At 58.8% G+C, this 1,129-nt stretch carries 2 protein-coding genes; one reads left to right on the top strand and one right to left on the bottom strand.

Annotated features, from left to right (window positions below; genetic code table 11):
• A partial coding sequence (locus tag V6C07_RS07715; RefSeq protein WP_333535792.1) for an MFS transporter occupies positions 1 to 389 on the bottom strand: 389 nt, incomplete at its 3' end.
• Between the two features lie 246 nt (positions 390 to 635).
• Here V6C07_RS07715 and V6C07_RS07710 point away from each other — a divergent pair.
• The coding region (locus V6C07_RS07710; RefSeq protein ID WP_333535790.1) for a MerR family transcriptional regulator at positions 636 to 1,129 on the top strand (494 nt) is incomplete at its 3' end.

Here is a 1,129-nt window from a genome sequence, read left to right as displayed (position 1 = left end):
CCAGCCCGCGCCCCGATAAGGGCCTTGGCCGTAGGAGAGAAGGCGGCGGCCAGCGATGCCGCCAGAAAAATGGTCAATCCCGCCAGCAGCAGCTTGCGCGGTCCCACGCGGTCTCCCAGCGTACCCATAGGGACGAGCAGGCTCGCCATGATCAGCGGATAGATGTCGATAATCCACAGAATTTCCGTGCCTGTGGCCTGAAGGGCCAGCGTCAGGGAGGGAATGGCGATGTGCAGGATGGTCAGGTCCACGGCAATGGGCAGGTAGGCCACCATAACCGCCAGCAGTATGCGCCTGCGCGCACGGCGGGAGGGGGCTGTTTTGCCTGGGGGGTCGGGCAGTTGCCCGTCATTGTTCTTGGCAATGGTCTTATGAAGGGTATTATTCATGGCAGGGTCACACATATGGTCACAGTATGGTCAAGCGGGCTGTTTTTCCCGCAGGGGAAGTGGGTTGCGCCTGTTTGCGCCGAAAATGCGATGGCGGCGTATTTCTGCCGGAACGCTTCATGATATGGGCAAAGAGCGGCGGCGTAAAACAGACGCCGGAAACCGCAGCCCTTGCTGTCTGCTTGCTGTTTGTAAGGGCATCAGTCAGCATAAGGTATGGAGCGGGTCCAGAGTCAAGGAGAAAGTATGAAGTATCTGAGTACAAGCCAATTCGCCAGACTTTGCCGAACCAGCAAGGATACCCTGCTGTTTTATGACAGGGAAGGGCTGCTCAGGCCCAGGCGTGTTTCAGAAAAGGGCTATCGCCGATACGGGGCGGAGCAGTTTTACGAGTTTGACATGATCCGCATGTTCAAGGATGTGGGCATTTCGCTCAAAGACATCCGCAGCTATATGCGCGCGCCCAACCCGCGCGACCTGTTGCGGCATCTGGAGGAAAAAAGACGTCTTTTGCAGCAGGAAAGGATGCGTCTGCTTTCGCGGCAAAGGATGCTGGAAGCCAACATGGCGCTGGCCCACGAGGCCATGCATGCCCGTTATGACGTGCCGGAGTTGGTGGAGATGGACACAGAACGCCTGAGCGTCATGCCCGTCAGCCCGGAGGAGCAGGCTACGGATGAAGGCAGCATAGCCCTGTTTGCCGCGTTGGTGGAGCGCTTTGAGGGCCGCGGACAGGCCGC

The sequence above is a fragment of the Desulfovibrio sp. 1214_IL3152 genome (genome assembly GCF_036763055.1).
GTDB lineage: Bacteria > Desulfobacterota > Desulfovibrionia > Desulfovibrionales > Desulfovibrionaceae > Desulfovibrio.
Note: the sequence above shows the minus strand (reverse complement) of the source record. Positions and strands in the feature narration are given on the sequence as shown.